15 protein-coding genes are annotated in these 23,506 nt (G+C 47.7%); 5 read left to right on the top strand and 10 right to left on the bottom strand.

What is annotated here, in order from left to right:
• Positions 1-251: 251 nt before the first annotated feature.
• Positions 252-665: a MaoC family dehydratase gene (locus EZE20_RS08665; RefSeq protein WP_132116596.1), complete on the bottom strand. Its 414-nt coding sequence runs from the start codon at positions 663-665 to the stop codon at positions 252-254.
• Positions 666-927: 262 nt separating this feature from the next.
• Here EZE20_RS08665 and EZE20_RS08660 point away from each other — a divergent pair, with 262 nt between their 5' ends.
• Positions 928-3,303 carry an efflux RND transporter permease subunit gene (locus tag EZE20_RS08660; RefSeq protein WP_132116594.1) on the top strand — a complete coding sequence of 792 codons (2,376 nt, stop codon included), beginning with the start codon at positions 928-930 and terminating at the stop codon, positions 3,301-3,303.
• A gap of 89 nt (positions 3,304-3,392) precedes the next feature.
• Here EZE20_RS08660 and EZE20_RS08655 read toward each other — a convergent pair whose 3' ends face one another.
• On the bottom strand, positions 3,393-4,844 hold the full coding sequence (locus tag EZE20_RS08655) for a peptide MFS transporter (RefSeq protein ID WP_132116592.1): 1,452 nt from the start codon (positions 4,842-4,844) through the stop codon (positions 3,393-3,395).
• 240 nt (positions 4,845-5,084) lie between these two features.
• On the opposite strand from EZE20_RS08655, the gene EZE20_RS08650 reads away from it, so the two are divergent.
• Both EZE20_RS08650 and EZE20_RS08645 read left to right on the top strand, forming a co-directional pair.
• Entirely contained in the window at positions 5,085-5,771 is a 687-nt protein-coding gene (locus EZE20_RS08650; protein ID WP_132116590.1) for a peptidoglycan DD-metalloendopeptidase family protein, read from the top strand.
• A gap of 69 nt (positions 5,772-5,840) precedes the next feature.
• Positions 5,841-7,088 (top strand): carboxypeptidase-like regulatory domain-containing protein, encoded by a 1,248-nt coding sequence (locus tag EZE20_RS08645; RefSeq protein WP_132116588.1) that lies wholly within the window; start codon positions 5,841-5,843, stop codon positions 7,086-7,088.
• Positions 7,089-7,092: 4 nt separating this feature from the next.
• Here EZE20_RS08645 and EZE20_RS08640 read toward each other — a convergent pair whose 3' ends face one another.
• From EZE20_RS08640 to tnpA, 5 genes are all read right to left on the bottom strand, one after another.
• Entirely contained in the window at positions 7,093-8,142 is a 1,050-nt protein-coding gene (locus EZE20_RS08640; protein WP_132116586.1) for a DUF4249 domain-containing protein, read from the bottom strand.
• Positions 8,143-8,150: 8 nt separating this feature from the next.
• The gene (locus EZE20_RS08635) at positions 8,151-10,508 is read right to left on the bottom strand and encodes a TonB-dependent receptor (protein ID WP_132116584.1); all 2,358 of its coding nucleotides are present in this window, start codon (positions 10,506-10,508) and stop codon (positions 8,151-8,153) included.
• Positions 10,509-10,788: 280 nt separating this feature from the next.
• The gene (locus EZE20_RS08630; RefSeq protein ID WP_132116582.1) at positions 10,789-12,117 is read right to left on the bottom strand and encodes a cryptochrome/photolyase family protein; all 1,329 of its coding nucleotides are present in this window, start codon (positions 12,115-12,117) and stop codon (positions 10,789-10,791) included.
• Positions 12,118-12,210: 93 nt separating this feature from the next.
• Positions 12,211-12,630 carry a CBS domain-containing protein gene (locus EZE20_RS08625; protein ID WP_132116580.1) on the bottom strand — a complete coding sequence of 140 codons (420 nt, stop codon included), beginning with the start codon at positions 12,628-12,630 and terminating at the stop codon, positions 12,211-12,213.
• Between the two features lie 690 nt (positions 12,631-13,320).
• Complete coding sequence (gene tnpA / locus EZE20_RS08620; RefSeq protein ID WP_262709648.1) at positions 13,321-13,824, bottom strand: IS200/IS605 family transposase; 504 nt, start codon at positions 13,822-13,824, stop codon at positions 13,321-13,323.
• A 93-nt stretch (positions 13,825-13,917) separates the two neighbouring features.
• Between tnpA and EZE20_RS08615 the strand changes: the two genes are divergently transcribed.
• Both EZE20_RS08615 and EZE20_RS08610 read left to right on the top strand, forming a co-directional pair.
• Positions 13,918-16,389: a zinc-dependent metalloprotease gene (locus EZE20_RS08615; RefSeq protein ID WP_132116576.1), complete on the top strand. Its 2,472-nt coding sequence runs from the start codon at positions 13,918-13,920 to the stop codon at positions 16,387-16,389.
• 227 nt (positions 16,390-16,616) lie between these two features.
• Positions 16,617-17,996 (top strand): hypothetical protein, encoded by a 1,380-nt coding sequence (locus tag EZE20_RS08610; RefSeq protein ID WP_132116574.1) that lies wholly within the window; start codon positions 16,617-16,619, stop codon positions 17,994-17,996.
• Positions 17,997-18,320: 324 nt separating this feature from the next.
• On the opposite strand, the gene mdh is transcribed toward EZE20_RS08610, so the two are convergent.
• The 3 genes from mdh to EZE20_RS08595 all read right to left on the bottom strand — a co-directional run bounded on the left by mdh (position 18,321) and on the right by EZE20_RS08595 (position 23,500).
• Positions 18,321-19,247, bottom strand: a complete 927-nt coding sequence (mdh, locus tag EZE20_RS08605) for a malate dehydrogenase (protein ID WP_132116572.1) — start codon at positions 19,245-19,247, stop codon at positions 18,321-18,323.
• A gap of 140 nt (positions 19,248-19,387) precedes the next feature.
• Complete coding sequence (locus EZE20_RS08600; RefSeq protein WP_132116570.1) at positions 19,388-20,350, bottom strand: hypothetical protein; 963 nt, start codon at positions 20,348-20,350, stop codon at positions 19,388-19,390.
• A gap of 120 nt (positions 20,351-20,470) precedes the next feature.
• Positions 20,471-23,500 carry an efflux RND transporter permease subunit gene (locus EZE20_RS08595; protein ID WP_132116568.1) on the bottom strand — a complete coding sequence of 1,010 codons (3,030 nt, stop codon included), beginning with the start codon at positions 23,498-23,500 and terminating at the stop codon, positions 20,471-20,473.
• Between the last annotated feature and the right edge of the window lie 6 nt (positions 23,501-23,506).

Genomic DNA, 23,506 nt, shown 5'->3' with positions numbered 1-23,506 from the left:
TTGAAATTTTAGTTAGGTAAATAAAAATTCAAAGCGCAGGAGAGGGTTATTTCTCAAAGTTTAAAAGGTACGAGGAGAATCAGCAATTAATAAAAGAAAAAGCAATAGAAAAGACAGGCGAAGAGAAGGACAGATTAGAGGCTGAAAGTGCAGAAAAAACTGATACGGCTAAAAATTACTTCGTAAGCGGCAAGTTCTTTTTGATTAAAAAAGAAGCCGCCTGCTTTGGACCCAAAGCAGGCGACTAACCCCTAAAATTTTTCCTGATTCATGAGCGTTGCAACGCCCCTGGTGGTTACTTTTCGGGTTTGTGCATCCATGATTTCCGTGGAAATTTCGGCAGTATGTTTGTCAGGATTGATGCTGATAATCGTAAAGCGAGCTTCGTAGGCTGTTTCGACAAACATAGGCCGTAAAAAATCCACGGTTTGTTTGAGATAGACCGATCCGAAGCCAGGAAACTCAGTTCCAAGTACTTTGGTAAAAACACAGGCACCGAGCATGCCGTGAATAATCGGACGTTTGAAGGCCGTCGTAGCCGCAAATTCAGCATCGAGGTGCAGCGGATTGTTGTCGCCGGTAACTTTTGCAAAAGCTTCTACATCTGCCTGTGTAAAAAGGAAAGCATGAGTAAAGGAACTTCCAATGATTGGTTCTATTTGCATAAGATTGTATGAAAAAAAGGTTCATGAATAGTGAAAAAATCCCAACAGCGCCGGGCTGTCACGAAGGGTCAAAAATCGGATAAACTTTTTTACCCTGCAACCTTCCGAGGGATTTGCCTGTCGGCAACGTAGGCTTCCAAACACGATTTGCACAGGAAAGTGCTTCCAAAACCTGAACGAAATAGCTACCTTTGCGATTCTGAAAAAATCTGAGGAAACGCTAAAAATAGTGTGCAAAACCCTCATTATTAACCCAATACTTATGAAATTCTGGCAGAAGTTATCCCATCTTATTCTAAAAAACCGAGCGCTCCTGATTGGATTGGTTTTGCTTTCCACAGCTTACATGGGCTATCGGGCTTCACAGATTCGGCTTTCGTATGAATTGGCCAGGATTTTACCCGTTGAAGATGCCAATTATCAACTCTACGAAGAGTTTAAGGCGCGCTACGGCGAAGACGGAAATGTGATGGTTATCGGCATCGAAACCGACCGGATGTTTACCCGCGAACTCTTCAATGACTGGTACGCGTTGGGCATGGAAGTCAAACAGATTGATGGGATTAAGCAGGTACTTTCCAATGCCAATCTGTTTGATCTGGTTCGGAATGATAGCCTGAACCGTTTTGATTTTAAGCCTTTGGTAACAGGATTACCAACCTCGCAGGCAGAGGTTGATTCCATCAAAGCGCATCTTGACCGGCTCCCGTTTTATGAAGGTTTTGTGATTAGTGAAGATGGCCGGGCGCACCTAATGGCAGTTACGTTTGATCAAAAAAAACTGAACAGTAAAAGCCGGATTACGATGGCCCACGAGATTCGGGACAAGGCGCTGGCGTTTGGTGAAAAAAATAAACTGGATGTTCACTTGTCGGGTATGCCCTACATTCGCACGGAGTTTATGTCAAAAGTGAGCCGGGAAATGGGCCTTTTTATGATCCTCGCTTTTGTCGTTACTGCCATTATTCTGCTGGCGTTTTTCAGATCCATAGTCGTAGCGCTCGCTTCGGCTTTTGTGGTCGGGCTGGGTGTGGTGTGGTCGCTGGGATTGATTTCCGTGTTTGGTTTTCAGATAACGTTACTTTCAGGGCTGATTCCTCCTCTGCTGATTGTGATCGGTATTCCGAATTCGATTTTTCTTATCAATCGTTATCAGCAGGAATTTGCCCAAAGTGGCGACCAACAGGGGGCATTGGCACTTTCCATTGAGAAAAGCAGCGAAACTACCTTTTGGGCCAACGTTACAACTGCCATTGGCTTTGGCGTTTTTTACCTGACGGGCAGTGCGTTACTGACAGAATTTGGGCTCGTAGCGTCGTTGAGCGTCATGATTACGTTTGCTATTTCCATCATCATGATTCCTCTGCTTTTTAGTTTGCTACCCACCCCAACGGCGCGGCAAATGGGACACCTGGAAGCTCCCCGGATCAATGCGTTTCTGGCATTGATTGGGCAAATGGTCCGTACGCATCGGCCCATTATTTATGGCCTTGTGGCGATTGTTACGGCGATCTCTATCTATGGAATTACTAAAATTACAGCAATCGGCTACGTGGTTGATGACCTGCCGCAGAAAGATCCGGTATATGCGGACCTGAAATTTTTTGAAGAACATTTCAAAGGTGTGTTACCCTTTGAAGTTTCAATTGATACCGGCCGGCCCGGCGGAGTGCTTGACCCTCGCACGCTGACCAAGATTCGGGTCATGCAAAAGGAATTTGCAAGCTATTCCGAAATTACCCGGCCACTGTCGGTGGTAGAAGCCATCAAGTTTTTTTATCAGGCTTACCGGGGTGGCGATCCGCGCTACTTTAATGTGCCGGGGGCCCTGGAACTGAATAAACTGGCGGGTTATGCGGCGACTTTTAAAGGGAAAGAAAATAGCTTCGGAAACTTTATGGATAGTACCCGGCAGTACACACGCGTGAGTTTTCAGATTGCGGACGTAGGCACCAAACGGATTACAGAACTGTATAGTGAACTACAACCCCGGATTGATACGATCTTCAACTACGATGCTTCTATGGGACAATGGAAACCTGCGGAGGACCGCGTAGATGCCCGCATTACCGGGAACAGCGTGGTTTTTACCAAAGGAAATGATTACCTGCAAAAAAACCTCGTGGAAAGTACCATCCTTGCCATTGTTCTGATTTCGGTCATTATGGGCCTGCTGTTCGGAAATTTGCGGATGATTGCCATTGCCATCATTCCAAGTACGGTACCTCTCATTGTGACGGCTGGCCTGATGGGCTTTTTTGATATTCACCTCAAACCATCTACCATTCTGATATTCAGTATTGCTTTTGGACTTTCGTCGGATGGAACCATCTATTTCCTGACAAAATATAAGGATGAACTTCGCAGTGGGGGCAGTATCGCTGATGCCGTTGCACGCACGATTCAATCATCCGGAATCAGTATGTTTTATACAGCTATGATTCTTTTCGCCGGCTTTTCAATTTTTGGTGCTTCTACCTTTCAGGGTACAATCGTGTTGGGGATTTTGGTCTCGATCACCTTATTGATGGGCATGGCTTCGAACCTGATTTTACTGCCGGCTTTTCTGATGTCACTCGACAAACGGATTCAACGCACGCAGGCTAAAAAGGAAGAGTTGAAGTTGAAAGTACAATGATATTTTCAGTTTAGTTATTCACTGAAAACCCCCTTCTGTTTGGTAGCAGAAGGGGGTTTTTTAGTGAAATGGTAGAGTCTAAATTTAGCTTATTTAATACCTCCCATCCAGCTTTTAAGAGGTTTGTAAAAAAGAATCAGCAAAAGGCCAAGGCCAACCCCAAACAGACATACCTGCAGGAAAAGGCTCGGCATATCGGCTACATTTTCTTCATTGAAATTACCTGCAAAAACACCCGCAATGAGGTTGCCCAAAGAGGCTGCCACAAACCACAGACCCATCATTTGGCTGTAATATTTTTTTGGCGCCAACTTGGTATACGTACTCAATCCTACCGGACTCAGGCATAATTCGCCGAGCGTGTGAAACATGTACGTAAAGGTGAGCCAACCTACCCCTACGGCAATGCCCTCTACGGCATATTGAGCGGCCCAGTACATGATAAAGAAACCAAAACCCATTTGTACAAGCCCCAAACCAAACTTAACAGGAATGGTCGGGTTCAGATTTTTACGATTCAGATAAATCCAAAGTGCACCAATGGGTGCCGAAAATAGGAGTATAAAAAAGGAGTTGGCGTTTTGAAACCACGAGGCGGGCATTTCCCATCCTCCAAAAACCCGGTCAGTATGACGGTCGGCAAAGATAGTCAGTGAGGAACCGGCCTGCTCAAAACCGGACCAGAAAAGCGCGGCTGCAATGAAGAATATGAACAATACACCTACCCGTTTGCGCTCTACTACACTAAGCGAGGAGTCAAAAAAACCGATGTAGGCAAAATATAGAATCGTGATTCCGCTGATAACGTATTTCATGACTTCGGCCAGGGAAATGGCATCCAAAACACCGCTGACCAACAAAACCGCAATGAGCACCAAAGCGGCAGCCACTACATACAAAAATGTAAATTTGCCTTTTTCGACGGGTGGCTCTCCCAGGCTGTCGAGGTGGTGTCCGTTGAGCCGGAACATGACAAGCCCCAAAAACATGGCAATGGCAGCGGCTCCAAATCCATAGTGCCAACCCACTTTTTCGCCCAGATACCCCACGATGAACATTCCTAAAAATGAACCCAGGTTGATTCCCATATAAAAAATAGAAAAACCTGCATCACGCCGCGCACCTCCTTCGGGATATAGCTCGCCAACAATAGAACTGATGTTTGGTTTGAGAAGGCCCGTACCGATAGCCACCGTAGAAAGCCCGAGAAAAAAGACTGCTTCGCTGCCCGGAATTGCGAGCAAAATGTGCCCGATCATGATGACGATTCCGCCCCACCAAATGGCTTTTTTCTGCCCCAGAATATTGTCCGCAATCCACCCTCCGGGCAACGTCAGTAAATAAACGGAGGAGGTGTAAAGCCCGTAAATGGCCCCGCCGGTTTGCTCCGAAAGGCCCATAGCACCTTCGGAGGCCGATTTGATAAGAAATAAAAAGAGAATGGCCCGCATGCCATAGTAACTGAATCGTTCCCACATTTCGGTGAAGAACAGCACGTAAAGTCCACGCGGGTGTTTGGCTGTATCGGTAGTTGAAGTCATAAAGTGTACGATAGAATAGGTAATAGAGGTTAAAGTCTGTTTGACGAATCAGGTAATTGCTGCAAGATACCAAAATTGTCTAAATTTCATGAAGCCGGAAGAATTCATCAAAAATCAGCTGAACATAGCCCACAAATGCAAACAAACGATGCATCCTTTGTTACATTTGCCTTACTTTGTATTTCTGATAACGTCGCTTTTCCTGACCAAAAAGCGACGTATTTAACCTACTGAAAAGGCATGTCTCTTATAGAATCCCTGCAATTACAAACGTCTTTTGCCCCGGTAATTTCCACTGAAAAACCTTTTCGAGCTCTGGATTTTACGGCATCGAATCCGGATTTAGATACGCTGGATTTGACCGATACAGCTATTTTTGATACCTATGTTTTCTCTAATCTTCTACAAAACAGCCATTTTGTAGGCATTGGAGGCTACAACGAACCCCGGGTAATTTACCGTCGCAGCCCGCATTTTGGCGCGCCCGATCAGGAGCCGCGCTTCGTGCATTTGGGCGTAGATCTGTGGGCGGCAGCCGGTACGCCCGTGTATGCGCCCCTTGCGGCGGTGGTGCACAGCGTAGCAAACAACGACAACTTTGGCGACTATGGGCCTACTCTTATTTTGAAGCATGAGCTGAACGGCCATACATTTTTTAGTCTGTACGGGCATCTGTCAGTGGCTTCTTTGCAGATGGTGCACGAAGGGCAGGAGATAGAGGCTGGAAGCTGCGTGGCCCACATCGGCAATTATCCCGAAAACGGTCATTGGCCGCCGCATCTGCATTTTCAACTGATTCAGGATTTAGGCGGGTATCAGAGCGACTATCCCGGTGTGGCGTCGCTCTCTAACCGTGAGCGCATGCTGGCCAATTGCCCCGATCCAAACCTGATTTTGCGTATTGCCGAATGCCCCTCATCGATTTAATCCTGGGGCTAGTTGGTATAGTATGCTGCCAACTGCTATTTTTGAGTCCGTACCCTTTTTCTATTTTTTATGTCAACGCTGGTTAAATCCTTGTTTGTGCTTCTGGTTTTTGGTTGGTCGCTGCCTGATGTGCAGGCGCAGGGCTACGTTATAATCAGTGGGAAAATTATTGATAAAGTTACACAGCAGCCGATTCCGTATGCACACATCGGCGTGATGTCCAAAGGCCTGGGTACGATTGCTAATGAGCGTGGAGAATTTTACTACCGATTTCCCAAAATTGCTTCCACAGAAGATGTCGTGGTGGCGCATTTGGGCTACCGCAACCTGGCGCGCAAAGGAGCTGAGTTTGTTTCGGGAGATAAAAATGTAGTACTCGAAATGCAGGTAGCTCAACCCGTCGTAGTGGATAGCGCGTATATCAATAGTTTCAATGCGCGGGGCTGGGTGAGCGCAGCGCTGAGCAAAGTACAGAAAAACTACACCGAAACGCCGATAGTCATGACGGGTTTTTATCAGGAAACCCTACAACAAAATGACGAATACGTAGACATTCGGGAGGCAGTTTTGAAAGTAGAGAAGGATCCTAGACCCAAAGTTGAAATTCCCGAAAAGTTCAGGTTGCTGCGGGGGCGGCGGTTCCAAAGTACAAGCCGCCAAAAGCTATTGGATGAATACGAATTTCCGAATGGAGCCGCAATCGTAACCCGCAGCATAGACACAGGCCTGCCCGATTATCTGGCCGGAAGTGCATTGTCTGACTACCGTTTTCAACTTGACGATTCCATTGCGTTTTACAACAATCAGGATGTGTATCAAATCCATTTTTCGCCCGTTGGTCCGCAGGTAAAAGGCGCCCGTACGGGGGTGATTTGTATCAATAAATCAGATTCAGCCATCGTACGGATAGCTTATGACTTTACTCCGGAGGGGATGGATGAGGTTTTCAAAAGTTCTATGAAAAATGCGTTGGGCAAAATGCTGGGAAAAAATAAACGGGAAGCCCGGCGGGTGAGTAGTTTTACCAACTATCTGCCCTGGAATGGAAAATGGTATTTACAGGATTCACAACTGCTGATTCAAACGGATTTTATAGAAAAACAGGATACGCTTTCGGGGACCATCAAGCTGCATTTTGCCGTGAATGATTTTATGAAAAGTAATGGAAATGCCATTCCGCCAACGGATCAACTGATGGATACCGCACTGTTTGCCCCACAGCGCATTCCCAAATATGATGAGGTTTACTGGGCAAATTTTAACCATATTATTCCTTCGGAAAGGATGAGGAAAATTCTGGATACATTGAAAAAATAAACGTTTATTCCCAGCCAACCGGCCTTTCTTCCGAACCCTGAAAAAATGCCCGCCGGCAGTCACCCGGAGCGATGAAACGACTGGTTTCGATGTTTAAAAGGGGCGTCGACAGCGTATCGCCCGGCACGATGAGCCGTTTGGTGCTGATGCCGGTGGCTGAAAAATAGCCAAGAGCACGTTCCTGAGGATTTTCAGCATTAAAAATATTGCCAATGATGGGAGAGGGCAAAGGATCGAAAATGGTACCTATGCGCTCGCGCTGATCGTTAAATCTGCGCCAATATTGGTAGGCCTCGCGGCTAAGGGCATGTTGCCGGACTTCGATAAAGTGTTTTCCTACGGTATAAATTGGCGAGCGATAAACCTGCTGCTCCCGAATTGGCGCACCATTGGTAAATGCATCAGAACTAATCGTGATAGAATTGTCAAAAACGGGTGTCCAGCAGAATTTATACCAAAGATTCCCCCCAAATGTGAGAACCCCAGCAGACTCGCGGCGTATATAGCCAAAAGCCGTCCAACGGTAGTAGTTTTCCTGCTCCGCCGGGTCGTCCGTTTCCAGAAAAATCTCATAGCCAAACGGCGTGTCATTGACGATAGCCCGTTGGTCAGAAAACCGAGCCGTTAGAGATTTGATGGGCGGCGCAGCCAACATGCGTTCAGGAACAGACTGAAAGCTTTTATTGTCCTGGGTTGTAATATGAATCAGGTACGAATTTCCGATTTTTCCCACAAAATCAGGGTCCGCAGTACGGTAAAGGCCCGGCTCGGTTTCTACCGGAAAAAGGCTCACCATTCGCCCGCTTTCTACTTCTTCAATCAGAACCTGCGCATTACGTACGGCAAGTTTTTCGTAGGCTTCGCTGGGTAGGTTAAATGTACCCGTCTGTGTAATTCGTACCTGATAAGGCTCAGGCAAATTGGTGATGCCACCGTCCACTACCAAAATGGGTGCTTCGGTACGAACGGGCACCTTGATTTGCTCAATGCAGCTCATCAGAATACCCAAAGGCAAACTCAGTACTAGCAAAAGTCGGGATATGGTAGGTTTCATGGGCTGATTCAAAACTTAAAATTCCAGGTTAGCGAAGGGATGATACTGCCAAAAACGGTTAGCTGATAGGAGCGTAGAGCTGACCGATAATTGGTAAAGTAGATGGAGTAGGGATTTTTTCTTCCGTAAAAATTATAAAATGAAAAGACCCACACGCTATATTTTGTTTGTTCGCGGTTGCGTCGGGTGTCGTAGCTAAACGACATATCAAGCCGGTGATAGTCCGGCAAACGATCCGCATTTCGTCTGGAATAGTTGACCACGGGCAAGGTATTGATCAAATATTGCCCGTCAGGGTACGTATTGGGCCGGCCCGTAGAGTACGTAAAATTGAACGAGTACGTCCAGCCTTTTCCCAGGTTATAGCCGCCGGTTAAATTCGCCACGTGCGGACGATCAAAAAGAGACGGGTACCATTCCCCCTCATTGATGGCCTCGCCGGGAAATTCAGTTTTGGTAGAAATCAGCGCTCGCGAATAGGTATAATTGAGCGATCCGGTAAGTCTGCCTTTGTTTTTATTGACCGTAAATTCTACTCCGTACGATTTCCCGAAAGCACTCAAAAGCGATGTTTCGAGGTAGGGGTTCAGGAGTAGTTCGGCACCATTTCGGTATTCTACCAAATTCGAAATATCCTTGTAATAGCCTTCTACCGAGGTTTCGATGCTGTTGTCAGCCCAGTTTCTGAATATGCCAATTGCGTATTGATCAGACAGTTGTGGAGGAATGAATGGGTCACTTAATTTCCAGAAGTCGACCGGCGACATCGCCGTGGTATTGGAAATCAGATGCAGAAATTGCCGCGAGCGGTTGTAGCTAAGCTTTAACGATTGCCGACTGCCGAGGCCAATCTTCAGGGCCAACCGTGGCTCCCAGCCACCATAGGTTTGTACCGTTTGGCCATCGCCAAAAACCACCGAATCCTGCACCGTTTCGGGGCTTGTCGGTACGCCCGCCTCGTAGGCATACTGCGTGTACGGGCCCAATGTTTTGAACTGCACGTAGCGCAGCCCGGCGGTGAGTGTCAACGACGAATTAATGGTCCATTCTTCCTGGATATGTGCGCTAAATTCGCCCCCATATTCGGTTTCGATTTGTAGTGGACGAATGCTCGATTCAGAAGTTTGCGGAGCGAGGTTGCCGGGGCTGATGCGGTACTGAATATAGCCAGTTCCTACTTCCAGTTTATGGTTGGCCGTTGGCGAAAAAACCAGCCCGGCGTTGGCCTCCCGCTGCCGGATCGTTGAGGTAAGCGTAAAGTCAGTGAATTGTTTCGGACTATCTACCTGAAAGTTGTAGGTACTTTGAAGCAACGAAACGGAGGTCGTTAGTTTGTCGCTCAAAAAAGTATTCCAATGCATGGCCAATGTGCCGCTTTGCCAGCCAAACAGGGTGTCCGCCGGGAATTTAAAACGGTCATAGCTGCGATAGCCCGAAAGTGTCACGCGGTGGCGGTCGTTGGGTTGAAACGTCAGCTTGGCATTCAAATCATGAAAATTGGCTTTATTGCCCTCAAATAAATCTGGAAACAGCTTGATTATGACGCCCGGATAGGCCACTCGCGCACCCGCCATCAGCGTCAGCTTTCGCCCGATCAGGGGGCCATCTACCACCACCCGGCTGCTGATTGTGCCAACGCCGCCCTGTACATTCCAACGGTCGGTGTTGCCGCTTTTGCTGTTCAGAACAAGTGCCGAGGAGAGCCGTCCGCCGTAACGGGCCGGAATATTTCCCTTATATAAAGTAGCGTCCTGGGTTACATCAGGATTCAGATTTGAGAAAAAGCCCAGTAAATGCGACGTATTGAAAAGCGGAGCACCGTCGAGCAGCACCAGATTTTGATCTACACGCCCGCCGCGCACGTTGAAGCCGCCAGCGCCTTCGCCCACGCTGTTGATGCCCGGTTGTAACATCAGGGCACGGATGATGTCGACTTCGCCAAAAACCACCGGAATTTTTTTAAGTGCGGCAATATTCAACCGTACAACGCTCATTTCAGTGCTGCGGACGTTGGCATCGTCGCGGCGGCCGCTGATTTGCAGTTCGTCCAGGTTGTTAACCAGTGGGCGCATGGAAATATTAAGCGTCAGGTTGTCAGTAAGTTCAATATTCCTGGCCAGGTTATAATGGCTAATAGCGCTGAATCGGATGGTATAATCACCGAGGGGAAGCGTAATAGAATATTCGCCATTTTGATCGGTAATTGTTCCTTTTTTAGATTCCAGAATCATAACCGAAACTCCCTGAATAGGTTGCTGCGTGGCTTCGTCAATCACTTTTCCGCGCAAAACGGCATTAGCCCAGCTGAACTGGGGCAAACAAAAAGCTACCAAAAATAGCAACATTCTGATCATTCGTAAATTCATAATCAGAATAAGCCTAAGATAGACAGTTTAGTAGATGTATAGGTCAGAATCATAAAGATTTGAGTAGGGATTCTTTAAATAAGTATTAATTAATAAGATTTATGTATACTTAAAAATGAATTTTAGAGTATATAGAAGTTAATAAAAAATGAAAAGCAGATTGCTTTTGAAAAATTTTTCAATAAAGAATGGTGAAAAAAGAATGCTAATCTACCATGCATCTTTGTAATAATCAACACAGACGAGCCAGGTAAATATAGAAATGTAACAGAAAGTGAATTTATTCTTTTCCTAAACCCTGCTTGTACACGCGTAGGCAACGTTCACGTGCAAACGCATGATCAACCATAGGATTGGGATAGCTTAAACTGTTAAGTTCAGGAATCCACTTTTTGAGATATAGGCGCTGAGGGTCAAATTTTTGAGCTTGAGTCGTAGGGTTAAAAATCCGGAAATAGGGAGCGGCATCTGTCCCGGAGCCAGCCGCCCATTGCCAGCCGCCGTTGTTGGAGGCAAGGTCATAATCAAGGAGTTTTTTGGCAAAATAAGCCTCTCCCCATCGCCAGTCAATCAACAAATGTTTGACCAAAAAACTAGCTGTGACCATCCGAACCCGGTTGTGCATGAATCCAGTTGCGTTGAGTTCCCGCATGCCCGCATCTACGAGCGGGTAGCCCGTTTTGCCCGCGCACCAGGCGTCAAAATCGGCCACATCTTTACGCCAGCCGATTCGGTCATATTCAGGGCGAAAAGCCTTTCCTTCTCCTACATGTGGGAAGTTCCAGAGTATTTGCTGATAAAAATCGCGCCAAATGAGCTCGTTGAGCCAGGTTTGACTGTGCGCAAGTCCTTTGCGGGCCAATTCCCGTATACTGACCGTGCCGAAGCGCAAATGTACACTCAACCGGGAGGTGCCGGGTACGCCGGGGAAATCACGAAGATCGTGGTACTTTTCCAACAACTCCCTACGAATGCCAGCGGTAGGAAATGCTTCTCCTACGGCTTCAAAACCCATTTCGGCAAGAGATGGAAGTGGTAAAGCGGGACTTTTAAAAAAGGAATCGTAATACTTTTCGGTAGGGTAGGCTTTGGTGTAAAATCCGGTTTCTGAGGCCTGATTCAGCTTTTCTTTCCATTTTCGACTGTACGGAGTAAAAACGGTGTAAGGCGTGTTTTGTCCCGAAAGGATTTCTTCTTTTTCAAAAATAACCTGATCCTTGAAGGAATGAAACGGTATGCCTTTTTCTTTCAATAAATTCGCTACGGCTTTGTCTCTTGTCTGAGCATAAGGTTCGTAGTCATGATTTGTATAAACAGCCTGAATATCAAAATCTTCACTGAGTTCCTGCCAGATGTTTTCCGGGAAACCGTACTTCACCATCAGCGAAGAATTTAGTCCCTTTAGCTGTTGCTGCATATCGGATAAAGCGTTTGCAATAAACTCTACCCTTCGATCCTGTTTTTCTTCTAATTCATCGAGGATTGCCCGATCAAAAATAAATAGCGGCAACACCTGAAAGCCCGATTTCAAGGCATGATACAAACCAGCGTTGTCGTGTAAACGCAGGTCGCGACGGAACCAAAAAATAGCTACGCGGGATTTAGACATAAAAAAAGGTTACGAAACGGTTAAGTATTCGTAACCTGACAAAAGTCGGATTGTTTCAAAAAGCAGGTGCCAGACAATCTATCAACTTATGGCTCAGTATTGTTCGAGCATATATTTGATTAGGTCCGTCGTGGTCACGATTCCTACAAGTTTATCGTTTTCATCTAGCACCGGAAGGGCGTGAAATTCTTCCTCAGTGAAGATTTCGGCTACATCCCGGATGATCTGATCGGCCTTTACCACCCGCGGTTTGTGGGTCATTACCTGCGATATCGAAAGCATCGTCAGGATAGCTTCATCGGCACCTTCCTGTCCTTCAAATAAAGAACTGAACGTAAGGCGATTCATGTCGGTCCGGCTAATCATCCCTACAATTGAATCTCCTTCGACTACGGGTACATGCCTGATTTTTTTATGATTTAACAAATCTACAACTTCCTGTAAATCGTCGGTTACAGAAACCGTTAGGACGTTGTTGGTCATGATATGGGAAATAGGTTCGCGGCGTTTCATACTGATTGTTTGATTAAGTGAATAACTATGGCAAATGTAGAGGACCGTTGGTATTGAAAACATGAGGAATGTCAACGAAAATTGTGATTGAGGTTCGGTAAACATTCGGTGTTTCCGATGGGTTTCATACACTGTTACCGATGGGCTTTACCCATCGCTGGCATCTATCGCCCTTTCAGGGCTGGGCGAAATCTATTAGCATAGGGTGCAGCCCTATGATTTTTGGGCATGTATGACGGTTTCATTCGGTGTTTCCGATGGGTTTCGTACGCTGTTACCGATGGGCTTTACCCATCGCTGGCATCTATCGCCCTTTCAGGGCTGGGCGAAATCTATTAGCATAGGGTGCAACCCTATGATTTTTGGGCATGTATGACGGTTTCATTCGGTGTTTCCGATGGGTTTCGTACGCTGTTACCGATGGGCTTTACCCATCGCTGGCATCTATCGCCCTTTCAGGGCTGAGCGAAATCTATTAGCATAGGGTGCAACCCTATGATTTTTGGGCATGTATGACGGTTTCATTCGGTGTTTCCGATGGGTTTCGTACGCTGTTACCGATGGGCTTCACCCATCGCTGGCATCTATCGCCCTTTCAGGGCTGGGCGAAATCTATTAGCATAGGGTGCAACCCTATGATTTTTGGGCATGTTGTATGACGGTTTTGTGAGCGGCGTTGTCGATAAATAATTAATCCCACACATACCTTTCATCGTACGCCACATTATATTTTTTGAGTATGGCGCGATATTCTTCCTGAAACGTTTTTTTGCCATGGTGTATGTGTTGATTGGCGATATACACGATTACCCGGTCAATGTCGGAAGGGCTTACAGAAAAAGCACCATAGCCATTCTGCCAATAAAAATCATGAAATCGCTCACCTTTTGTCTTAATCCATTTAGAAGAATGAGATTTTACCTCCTCCAATAATTTCATCAAAGCGATCTTTTTTGAAAGCATACACAGTATGTGCACATGATCTGTGTAGCCACCAACAACAATTACCTGACAGCCAAGCGCGTTGCAAATGCCACCCAGATACATATGTAATTTCAACTCAATGAAGGTATCGATAAAAGGGTATCGATGTTTTGTGCTAAAAATCAGGTGAACGTAGTTCTTTACCCTTTCATTGACAGGAGCGTTTTTCTGAACCTGATTTTCATAATCCCGATATTTTTTACAATAAATTTTATAAACCTCCCCTCACGTATAGCAATAGGTGGCGAAGTGTGTGAAATTAGAGTATATTCAACCCCTTAACTTTGCCTAATTGATGATGCTATGCGAAAATTCTCCTTTATCTTATTTACTTTGTTGTTACTAAGTCCAGGGATTTGGGCTCAGTCCTCAACCATCGAAAGCTTTACCGCTGGAATGGAAAAGCAGGAAGGTTTTTTGGCTTTTTACTGGGATGCCAAGAAAGGCAAAATCTGGCTGGAAATTGCTCAGCTTGACACAGAACTGCTGTATTATCCAACCCTTGCACAAGGAGTAGGTTCCAATGATATTGGCCTGGATCGGGGGCGGCTTGGGAGCGAACACATTGTAAAATTTCAGCGAAGCGGTCCCAAAATCCTGATGGTTGAGCCCAATTACATGTATCGGGCGCTGAGTCAGGATCCGCTTGAAAAAAAAGCCGTGGAAGAATCCTTCGCCCGTTCGGTGCATTGGGGATTTGAAATCGCCGCAGAAACGGATGGTCGGGTGCTTGTCGAACTCACACCATTTCTGATGCAGGATGCCGTAGGCGCTGTACAGGCCATCAGTCGCAGTCGGCAGGGAAGCTACAAACTGGATGGGTCGCGCTCCGCACTCTTCATGGATCGGACCAAAAATTTTCCCCAAAATACAGAGTTTGAAACCATAATTACTTTGACAGGCGATAATCCCGGAGGTTACCTGCGTTCGGTGGTGCCTACACCTACCGCTGTAACTATGCATCAGCACCATTCGTTTGTACAGTTGCCCGATGCAAATTATAAGACCCGTGCTTTTGATCCTCGTTCAGGTGTCAATGGCATTGAGTTTTATGATTATTCATCACCCGTAGGCGACCCGCTCAGCAAGAGCTATGCCGTGCGCCACCGACTCAAAAAGAAGGATCCGACAGCCGCCCGAAGTGAGGCCGAAGAACCCATTATCTATTATATGGACCCCGGTACGCCTGAGCCCATTCGGTCGGCACTGATGGAGGGCGCTGCCTGGTGGAACGATGCGTTTGAAGCTGCCGGTTTTATCAATGCGTTTCAGGTAAAACTTTTGCCAGCAGATGCCGATCCAATGGATATTCGCTATAATTTAATTCAGTGGGTGCACCGCTCCACGCGGGGTTGGTCCTACGGAGGCAGCATCATGGATCCACGCACGGGAGAGATTCTGAAAGGAAAAGTAACGTTGGGTTCGTTGCGCGTGCGTCAGGACTTCCTGATTGCACAGGGATTGGTAGCTAAATACGAAGAGGGAAAGGACGTTTCGGACGAAATGATGGAGCTTTCTCTGGCCCGTTTAAGGCAACTCTCGGCTCATGAAGTGGGGCATACCCTTGGGCTACCGCACAACTACATTGCAAGCACCCGTACCCGGGCGTCGGTGATGGACTACCCACATCCGCACGTAGAAATCAAGAACGATACGACTCTGGATTTGACAGAAGCCTATGCTGTCGGAATTGGTGAGTGGGATAAAATTGCGATCAATTATGCCTATAGGGAGTTTGAGGAAGGCAGTCAGGAGGCGGATTCGCTGAATGCCATTATTCAGGAGTACCTCAAAAGCGGGCAGGCGTTTCTGACCGATCAGGATGCCCGCCCCGCCGGAAGTTCTCACTCAAAAACCCATCTGTGGGACGGAGGAGAAAATGCCGTGGATGAACTGGAACGAGTGATGCGGGTGCGTAAAATTGCGCTCAACCAGTTTTCTGAGAAGAAAATTCCGGCAGGTATGCCTCTCGCTACCTTGCAGGAAGTGCTCGTGCCTATGTATTTGTTTCATCGGTATCAGGTAGAGGCCGCAACTAAGGTGCTTGGCGGAGTCGATTATACTTATGCACTCAGAGGCGACGGACAAGTGTCACAGATATCCGTAGAAGGTGGTGAACAACGGCGTGCCCTTCGTGCATTGCTGAACTCCATAAAACCGGATGTTCTGGCTTTGCCGCGTTCGGTGGTGGCGCTCCTGCCGCCGCGTCCATTTGGGTATAACGGCAACTCACGTGAGTTGTTTGCCGGAAAAACCGGTCTTACATTCGATCCTATGGCGCCGGCCGAAGCGGCCACAAACCTGATGTTGAGCTTGCTTTTGCATCCGCAACGAGCAAGCCGGCTCGAAAGTCAGAAAGCGTTGGATTCCACTTTGCCCGGCCTTGGGGAAGTACTTGATGCGCTGCTGGAAGAAACCTGGAAAAACAAAATCGTGGTACGTGAGAGTTATCAGGCAGCTATTCGGAGACAAACCGAAAGTCAGATTTTACATCAGCTATTTTCGTTGGTTTCGGCTTCGGAAGCATCAGCAGCGGCTCGTTCGATGGGTCTGTTTAAACTAACCGAACTCAAAAACTGGATAGATCAAAAGCAATATGGTATTGATGAACAGCACCGGGCGCATTACCAATTTGCACTTCGTCAAATCGACCGTTTTATGAACGGTGAACTGGAAACAGAAATCCGAGAAAAATCCGTTGCGATTCCGGACGGAGCGCCGATTGATCCCGGTCAGGAATGGCTCGAACCTGCCTGTACCTGGGAACAGCGATGAGGTGAATAAAAATACGGTACGTTCCAAAAAGCCTGTTGTGGTAGATCCATGACAGGCTTTTTGTTTTGGGCTAAATTTTTTATAACTACTTTATAGTTGTTTTTTTGTGAATCTAATCGCTGTTTATAGTCCTTTTTAAGCACTTTTTAATACCGATTTAATCACTCATTAACTCCGTAGTCCGTCCTTTGAATCATTCATTTGACGGATAAATCATTAATTTTAACATGAAACATACCCTTTGGATCTTAATTCTTCTGACTTTCCCGGCTTTTTCCCAAACAAAAAAAAGTGAAGAACCCAATACCCGTACGGACCTCCGCTATGCGCTCAATGAGTCCGGTTCTCATTACTTTAAAGTAACTTTTTTAAACCAAACCTGGCTCCGCCTCAACAATAATAATCCCGGAACTACCGTCCTGAGCGATGCCGCCGCCCAAACCTTCGACATCGGCCTGCGGCGAACTCGTATTCAAATGTTTGGGCAAATCACCGACCGAGTATTTTTATATACGCAGTTTGGCATGAACAACTTCAATAAAAACAATGCGTTTCCAGGCTATTCTACCACCGGAACCCCGAGCAACCGGAAAGTTGCGGCGTTTTTTCATGATGCGGTCGGCGAATATGAAGTGCAACGACAAGGAACCAACTTTATCCGATTGGGCGGCGGGCTTACAATCGTGGGTGGACTTTCACGCTTTTCTCAGCCGGGCATCGGCACAATTCTGACGATGGATGTGCCGGTTTTTGCACAGGCTACCGTTGACCAAACAGATCAGTTTGCCCGTAAACTAAGCGTATACAGCCGCGGACAAATAGGGAAATTCAATTACCGTATAGACATAAGCGATCCGTTTCCGATCGAAACCAATGGGGCTACTCCGCCCGCACTTGGGTCAAATGCGGTGTTTGCGCAGCGAAATCATAAAAAACAATTTCAGGGACTATTCATCTATAATTTCTTTGACATAGAAGATAATACCACCCCCGGATACATGACGGGAACGTACCTGGGTAAACGGAAAGTGCTTAATCTGGAAGCAGGGATTATTTCTCAGAAAAATGCAACCTGGCATAAAAACGGGCAGGATACGGTTTACAATCACATGAATTTGTGGTCCGTGGCGGCCTATTTGGATATGCCTTTGAATAAAGAAAAAGGAACGGCGATTTCGTCATACGCAGGCTATTTTTCTACGGATTATGGCCGTGGATACCTCCGCTACAATGGTCTGATGAACCCTGCTACGGGCACCACTCAGCCGCTGCCGGGCGTGGGCGGAACGCAGGGAAATGCCTATCCAATGTTTGGTAACGGTTTGGTTATATACGCACAGGTTGGTTATAAATTTTCCGACAATTTGCTGGGGTCGCAGGGGACAATTCAGCCGTTTGCCTCGGGGCAGTTTGCCAATTACGACCGACTGAACAGCACTATGAATCTATACAATGTCGGCCTGAATTGGCTTATCAAAGGACATACGGCCAAGCTCAGCCTGAATTATGAAAACCGCCCGATTTTTGAAGCAAATTCTACCTCAACGAACCTTACGTCAAGCGGTCGGCGGGGCGCCTGGATTTTGCAGTATCAGATTTCGATTTGATAGGTAGGTTTGTATATCATTTCGTTGCTGTTCAACAGTTCGCCTCGAACTACGTTCCCGACGGATTGTTTCTAATTCCTGCGCCATTTCGGCTCTTTCAGAAGGCAAAAGTGCAACAGCAGGAAATATAAATCCATCTGTTAATTCCTCAGGTGTCAATTTCTCAAAAGTCATCGTTTAAATGGGTTTGAATATAGCTATTCACACTTTTTGTAAATTTTTACCAAATATTTTCAATAATCATTTTGTCTGTAAAAATAAAAACGGGTATAGAGCTACTAGTAGCTACACCCGTTTTTATCAAACTAAAAATCAAAGTCCAAATCAAGCGTCCAGCGCGGCATTCATCGACCGCACGGCGTCTGCCGACTTAGCGAACGCTGCTTTCTCGGCATCGCTCAAACGCAGGTTAATGATTTTCTCCCAGCCGCCTTTACCGATCACCACGGGTACGCCCATGCAAATATCTTTTTGACCATATTCACCATTCAGCATCACACTGCAAGGCACAATGCGGCGTTGGTTGCGGACAATGCTTTCCACGATCATAGCGCTCGCTGCACCGGGTGCGTACCAGGCCGACGTACCGATCAGTTTGGTAAGCGTAGCACCGCCAACCATCGTATCGGCAGCTACTTTTTCGAGCTTGTCAGCCGCTATGAAACGGCTAACCGGAATACCATTATACGTTGCCAGGCGAGTCAATGGAATCATTGTTGTATCGCCGTGGCCGCCAATCACCATGCCGTGAATATCGTTGGGAGAGACGTTCATTTCCAGCGCCAGGTAGGTTTTGAAACGAGCGCTATCGAGTGCGCCGCCCATACCTATGATGCGTTTTTTGGGAATACCCGACTCGCGCAATGCCAAATAGGTCATCGTGTCCATAGGGTTGGAAACGACCAGAATGATCGCTTTGGGCGAATATTTCAGGATATTCTCAGTCACCGACTTCACGATACCAGCATTGATGCCGATCAGTTCTTCGCGGGTCATGCCGGGCTTGCGGGGCAGCCCGGAGGTAATCACGACTACGTCAGAACCTTTCGTTTTTTCGTAATCGTTGGTGGAGCCGATCGGCCGGGTATTGAAGCCCAGCAAAGCGGCAGTTTGGTACATATCCAGGGATTTTCCCTCGGCAACTCCTTCTTTGATATCCAAAAGCACTACCTCTTCGGCCAACTCCCGGCGAATAATGTTGTCGGCGGTGGTGGCTCCTACGGCTCCTGCGCCTACGACGGTTATTTTCATGATAAAATTATAGTAAAAACGTGAACAAAAATTTTCGGTCTAAAATTAGAACACATATTTTGTTTAACCCTATTTCGTGGCTTATTTTTTGCGTAAAAATACGTTTGAAGGTTTAGTTGGCTTTTTTTGAAACCAAAATTTCAATGCTTTTGCAGCTTAAAATCGTCCCAATAAATCTGTAAAGTTTTCCCCTGACTTTTCATGTACTGAATCAAATCTTTGGACGTGTAAAGTTTTAATGGATTAAAATCCGAAACGCCATCGGGCGATGGGTCCTGAGTATTGTGGGTGATGTTGGTTACATCAAAAACCACCACTTCCTTTTCTCCCTCCGGAATAATGCTCATGTAGAATCGTCCGGTGCTGCGGTCGCCTTCCTTGTAGTAGTAGTTCATCGTAAACCATTTGCCGATTGGTACTTTTACTTCGGGGTTGCTTTCGGCCCAAATCGTCGTGTATTTTTGGCTGTTATCGGCAAAAAGTTCACAATCCTGTGCATCAAGAATAAAGCGTAGATCGCCCGTTTGTGGGGTAGGTTTGCCGAGGCCGAGCGTAATCCGAAAGCGGTGCGGTACGCTTTGGCTCCACGTAATGTTGTTCCAGAATTCGGCAATTGTGAGCCAATGAATGGCTTTTGGGTAAGTACGTACGGTATTAAAATCATCAGGTAAATACATCCTGACGGATTGCGAAAATGCCTTCATGCCCCGATTGCCATATAAATTTGCCTGAATTCTTCCCTTGGAATTGTCCACATTAGGGCCGTCAAGCCAAAAGTGCAACACCCTGTTGGTCGGATTGCCCGGCTCCTGAATAATCCGCGCGTAGCGTTGCGTACTATCGCCTCCCTGATATTGTAAATTAAAGTTACCTATCTCAGGATGATTGTCAAGATCCGTAACCCAATCATTGGGCTTCGTAAGTGAAGCGTCCGCCCCGATTATATCCGCCTCAGCACCGCGCAGCACCACCGTTACGCCGGCTTCAAAACCCGACTGAAAGAGCAGTTCACCGCCCGAAAGCGGGTTTTGAGAAGGAATCGACTGCGTGCAGGCAGTGGTCGCCAAGAAGCAAAACAGGCCGAAACAAGTACGTTTTTTCATGGAAATCTGATTTTGTAGCTTTTTAGGATCATCATCGGGCAGATATACCAATGATGTAACTAAAATACGGACGATTTATTTCGGTTCGTACCAGCAAGAGTTAGGGAAAGAATTTTAGGGCTATTCCTCCTTTCCCTTTTGTAGCCACCAATACATCAACGGAATAAACGTCCAGGAAATAAGCACGCCCAGCGTCATACCGCCGAGTACGGTAAGTGCAAGTGGTTTTTGCAATTCAGCTCCAAGTCCTGCGGCCCAAAGTACAGGCAGCAGACCCAGCACGGTGGTGAAATAAGTCATGAGTTGCGATTGCAGCCGCCGCTGACCGCCTTCCCGAATCGATTCCATGAGCGAAAGTTTGCCCAACGAACGGTTCATCGTGTCAATTTTCAGAATAGAATCATTGTCCAGCAGGCCAATCAGCACCACAAGGCCGACGCCGGACATGATGTTGAGGCTGCCGCCACTTAGGTAGAGCAGCGCAAGCGCACCCGTAGTGCCAAACACGATGGTCAGCAGCACGATAAACGGTTGGAGCAGCGATTCAAATTGGGCCGCCAAAATAAAAAACAACATCGCCACCGCAATCAGAATAACCCAGCCGAGTTCAAGCAAATAGGCTTGATTTCGGAAATAACTTCCCGCAAAATCAAACGAAAAACCAGTAGCCTGTGCCAGAGCTTTTTGGGCGATTTGGTGCGGGGGCAACTCCTGACTCGTTTGTAACAATATCGGTTCAAGCGCTACGTAGGCTCCTTCTTTACCCAGTCGGCGCGCGGCGAAGTCTTCCGCAAAGCGATAAGTCAATAGGTTTTTTATTGGAATACCTGTGCCCATTTGAGTAGTCACAAAAGTATGGGCAAGAATGCTGTCCAGGTTCGCCTCACTCAGTTGCCCCATCACCACGGGCCACTGCTGCTGTCCGTTTTGGAGGGTAGTTACGGGGCTTTGGCCAAAGGCCGTGGCAAGGCGTTGGTAAAGGCTTTCGCGTGCAACTTGATAAATCGCCAGTTTTTCGTCGGAAAGCGTGAGCAAAATGCGGCGGCGGGTGGGCGGCGTGGGCACGCTGAATCCTGCTTTTTGAAGAAGGTCGGTGGCCTGACGTACCTGCGCCTGTTCAGGGCTTTGCTGCGATTGCCCGTCAAAAACCCGCACAATAAGATCCGCTTCGTTGGTTTGAAAGAGCTGTTCAAAAACGTTTTGGGCGGGCCTGAAACTATTGGTAGCGGCAGGAAAATGCTGAGCGGTTTTTTGGCGTAATTTTTCTATAAGATTTTCATAATCAGCGGTGCTGTTTACTTTAAATAAAATCAAGGCTTCCGACGGCGCCTGATTGAGTCGGGGATTTAACAAAAAATCCTGCGCACCTACATAGGCATTTACTGTGCCCGAAAGCGGCCCGATTGAACGCAGCAGCGACTGAATCCGGCGGCTGTTTTCCTGAGGAGAAATCGGCTCGTTCCAGTCCACAGCCCATTCCAGTTCGGTACGGCTCAGCTCGGGCATGCCGCTTTTGGGAATTTTTAGACCGATCCACCCGGCACCCGCCAACAGCAGCCCGCAGCCAACCAATACACCGCGCCGATACCGAAAAGCAGCCGTAAATACCCGGTTATAAAACGAATCTGCCGCCCGCATCAAGCGGGTAGTCGTGGGGCGAAACGTCTCCTGCCGACGGTAAAGCCGATGATACATCACCGGAACGAGCGTGTAGGAGGCCAAAAGCGAGATGCCCAAAGCCAGCGTTACGGAGACGGCCTGATCAAAAAAGAGCGCACCGGCAATTCCACTCAAAAAAAGCAAAGGCAAAAACACCGCCGAATTGGTCAAAACGGAGGTAAAAAGCGGGCCGATGACCTCGCCCGTACCTTCTACGCAGGCGTCGGCTACGGACAGGCCGCGCTCGCGCTGTTGCTCAATATTTTCAATAATAATAATGGCGCTGTCGATGATTTCCCCAATACCCAACACGAGCCCGGCCAGCGAAACAATGTTGATGGAAAGCCCCAATCCATAAAAAGCCAGCATCGTGATGGCAAGCGACACCGGAATCAGCACGGCAATAATGAGTAAAATTCGTCGGGAATTCATGAATAAAAAAACCATTAGCAACGTAAGCAGTGCCCCGGTAAGCAGGCTACCTTCCAGGTTCGAGATTGAGATTGCCAGCAGGGTCGTTTGATCCTGACTTACCTCAAACCGCAGGGAAGGGTAGTCGTGCCGAAACTGCTCGACCTGCTCCGCCAACTCGGCCTGCAGGTCCAGCACCTGCGCATCAGACCGCTTGATAATTGCCAGTGCCATAGCCCGTTGCCCGTTGAATGTGTGGAATCCGGCTTCGGGTTGTTCCTGCCGCATGACGGTGGCAAAATCGCCCAAACGCACCAAACGCGGGCTTTCTTTGCCTGCCAGCAAATAGGTGTTTGTAAGCTCCTCAGCCGATTGCAAAGGCTCAGCCAGTTGAATGCTATACTCATAGGCCCCCTCTCGGATGGTAAGACTGCCCAAATTGGCCGTTCGGCTGCGGAGTGCGTCGCTGAGCTCGTCGGTGGTGAGACCGGCGGCCCGCAGGCGGTTGAGATCGGGGCGAATGAGCCACTCGCCCTCGGCCGCACCGGAGCGGTCTACCAGGGCAATATCCGGCAATTGTTCGAGCCGCTTGCGGATCACCTGTTCGGCAAAGCTGCTGACCTCAATAAAATCGGCGCTGTCGCCATTCGCTGCCCACACGTTCAACACAAACACGGGCAAGTCGCCCGCGCCGGCTTTTACCACGCGGGGCCGTTCCATGTCGCGCGGAAACTGACTCATCAGGAGGTCAATTTTTTCATTGGCTTCCAGATACGCCAAATCTACATCTGTGCCGTAGTCGAGGCGTAGCTTCACGGTCACCTGCCCGTCCTGCGACACCGCTTCGAGGTCGTCCAGATGATGCAGCTGCAGAAGCTGATTGCGCAGCGGCAGGGCCACCAACTGTTCAATCTGCCGGGCGTCGGCTGCCGGGTAGGAGGCCTGCACGGTAAGTTCAGGAATCGGGATGTCGGGTAGTAGCGAAATCGGGAGCTGCCGGAGCGTGATCAGCCCGAGGCCCATGAGCGTAAAGGCAACCACAAACGTAGCAATCGGGCGGGCAAGGAGGAAGCGGGTCATGCGGCA

Origin of the sequence: Arundinibacter roseus (genome assembly GCF_004348825.1) — a bacterium.
Taxonomy (GTDB): Bacteria; Bacteroidota; Bacteroidia; order Cytophagales; family Spirosomataceae; genus Arundinibacter; species Arundinibacter roseus.
The sequence above is the reverse complement of the archived record's forward strand: the minus strand, read 5'-3'. Positions and strand labels throughout refer to the sequence as shown.